Origin of the sequence: Candidatus Cloacimonas sp. (genome assembly GCA_039680785.1) — a bacterium.
Classification (GTDB): domain Bacteria; phylum Cloacimonadota; class Cloacimonadia; order Cloacimonadales; family Cloacimonadaceae; genus Cloacimonas.
Genome location: JBDKSF010000084.1, coordinates 1 through 2,691, shown reverse-complemented (window position 1 = coordinate 2,691; position 2,691 = coordinate 1). Strand labels below are relative to the sequence as shown.

4 protein-coding genes are annotated in these 2,691 nt (G+C 39.8%); 3 read left to right on the top strand and 1 reads right to left on the bottom strand.

Annotated features, from left to right (window positions below; genetic code table 11):
• The 3 genes from ABFC98_05725 to ABFC98_05715 all read left to right on the top strand — a co-directional run.
• On the top strand, positions 1 to 550 hold a 550-nt coding region (locus ABFC98_05725), incomplete at its 5' end, for a lysophospholipid acyltransferase family protein (protein ID MEN6445527.1).
• A 181-nt stretch (positions 551 to 731) separates the two neighbouring features.
• Positions 732 to 1,331: a CDP-alcohol phosphatidyltransferase family protein gene (locus ABFC98_05720; GenBank protein MEN6445526.1), complete on the top strand. Its 600-nt coding sequence runs from the start codon at positions 732 to 734 to the stop codon at positions 1,329 to 1,331.
• A 20-nt stretch (positions 1,332 to 1,351) separates the two neighbouring features.
• Positions 1,352 to 2,149 carry a sulfite exporter TauE/SafE family protein gene (locus tag ABFC98_05715; GenBank protein ID MEN6445525.1) on the top strand — a complete coding sequence of 266 codons (798 nt, stop codon included), beginning with the start codon at positions 1,352 to 1,354 and terminating at the stop codon, positions 2,147 to 2,149.
• Between the two features lie 150 nt (positions 2,150 to 2,299).
• Here ABFC98_05715 and ABFC98_05710 read toward each other — a convergent pair.
• Positions 2,300 to 2,691, bottom strand: a 392-nt coding sequence (locus ABFC98_05710) for a prolyl oligopeptidase family serine peptidase (protein MEN6445524.1), incomplete at its 5' end; no start/stop codon positions are given.

Here is a 2,691-nt window from a genome sequence, read left to right as displayed (position 1 = left end):
TATCTGCAATTGGGAGTTATGTACCAGAATTGATCTTTTTACTAATGCAGAAGCCATTGGATATACCGGAAATGAATTGAAGTTTATTTATAAAAGACAACGCCTCCGTTTATCAGATAATATTATCAGATGGATAAGAAGCATGAATACCGGCTCACAGATTGAGTTAATTGACTCTAAAGGCGCTGCGAGGGCGATTTTAAAAAACGGAGAGAAGCCTGGATGTTATTTTATGGTTGCAGATCAAGCTCCTTCGTCTAAATCAAAATTTGCTGTCAAATTCCTTAATCAGGAGACTCTTATGATTAACGGTCCTGAGGTCCTTTCAAGATCGGCGGAATGTCCGGTGGTTTATGCCGAGATGTTGAGAAAATGCAGAGGCCAATATATTATAAGATTCCACGAAATAACATCTGATCCTGCTTCTTGTGATCCTGGTTATATAACTTCCAAATACGCCTCCCTGCTGGAGAGTTCCATAAGGGCAAACCCAGACACATGGTTATGGTCTCATAGGAGATGGAAGAAAGGTGTAAATGATTTAGTATAGTTGAATTTTGAAAACAAGCTAGCATGAAGAGAATAAACAATTTCCGTCGGCACCATTATCTCTGATGGTGGATCAACTGTAACCGTCAGTTGTCTCAGGAATAATTGATTTATTTGCATTGAAAGCGTCACCCCAATGTTGTAAATTTGTTTTTTAGTACATGAGAAAAAATGATAATCTTATGAAAAAAAAAGAGATCATTAACATTCCGAATTTGTTGACTTTTTACAGGCTATTGGTATTTCCATTAATCCTTTATTTTGTCATAGCAAGAAAAGAAGCTTTGTTTGCCATTTTTTTAGTGATTAATCTGCTGACCGATGTAGCCGATGGTTATATTGCCCGCAGATTCAAAATGGAGACCGAGCTTGGGGCCAGACTCGACTCCATGGCTGACAATTTAACCTACATGCTGGCATTTATCGGTATTTATGTTTTTAAACTGGAAGACTTCCTGCCATACAAGGTAAGCTTCCTTACGTACATTGGATTTTTGTTGCTCACAATTATCCTTTCGCTTATCAAATTTGGAAGATTACCTAGTTTTCACCTGTATATGACCAAGATTGGCGGGTACATTCAGGGTGCTTTTTTTATTTGCCTTTTCACGGTGGGCTTTATTACTCCATTCTATTATTTTATGATAAGCTGGGGAATTGTGGGTGCTATTGAGCACGTTGCCATTCAACTGGTAATTCCAGAAATGCGATCGAATGTAAAAGGGCTTTATTGGGTGCTTAAAAATCGAGGAAATAATCCTAACTTTACATCGAAAATCTAAATTCCGAAGAAACTACCATTATGATTTTTCACTCTGCGTTCGAATACAGTTATATTTGGTTGCCTCTGATTGGTTTTATTATTGGATTCTTTGCCTCCATGGTAGGAGGCGGTGGCGGTTTTTTCTTTCTTCCCGCCCTTATTCTTTTTTTTAAAGTGCCAGCTCAAATCGCAGTCGCTACTTCATTGGCGGCCACTCTTCCTGTCTGCATTGTTGGCTCGTTTGGACATTATCGCAACGGAAATATTGATGTGCGTATGGGATTAGTATTTGCGCTTGCCGGCATTATTGGGGCACTTTCAGGGGCCAGTCTTACAAGCCTGATGACCTCTAAACAGTTGAAAACCAGTTTTGGTATTTACTCTATATTAATTGCTTTTCAAATGATTATTAACAATTGGAAGAAAAAAAAGGCAGAAGCTAATGGAATAAAGATACCAGATGTATCTAACTTGCAAAAAGTAACGAAGGGAACCTTTTATGGTTTTTTGGCAGGGGTAATTACAGGCACCTTTGGAACCAGTGGAACAGCTCCGGTGTTGGCAGGGTTATTTGCTATGCGTATGCCAATAAAGTTGGTGGTAGGGACCTCACTTATGGTCGTTTGTGTAAACACGCTCTTTGCTCTGGGGGCACACTTTATAGTCGGAAAAATTGATCTTACATTGATTTATTTTCTTACCGCCGGGACAGTAATTGGTGCTTTTTCCGGCCCTAAACTGCTGGCTGGTATAAAAATAGACCGTGCAGAAGGCCCTATCCAACAATGGTACGCATTGGGCATGATTGTCTTTGGAATTTTAATGATTATCAGCTAATAAATAAAGGCTAGCCTCGTGGCACGATAAGTGGTATTTGTCACATATTAAGGCTCTTACTGAATTTAATTTATTCAAACATATTGATTAATCTGGTCATCCATAGTGATATACCACATATCGTGCCACGAGTTACGTTAAAAAAGTACCCTACTCTGCAATTTCCAAGCCCCAGTCAATACCCTTTAGTGTTGCCGGAACGCCTGTTTTCATCCATACAGGCATTGGAGCACCTTTAAGGAAGTGGTCAAAAAATTGTGAGAGTCTGATGCTCAAATCTTTTGCATTTACTCTGTCTCCAAGGTTATGCGACTCTTTGTTGTATTGCAGCATCCATGCCGGCTTACCAAGTCTGCGGAGAGCTGTAAAGTATTCAATACCCTGGTACCATGGAACGGCTTCATCAGCATCGTTTGCCATTATCAGAACAGGAGTTTCAATCTTGTCTGCGTGGAACAGTGGAGAGTTCTCTATGTAGAGATCCAAACCATCCCACAGGGTTTTGCCGATTCTGCTTTGAGTCTGTTCATACTGGAACTGAC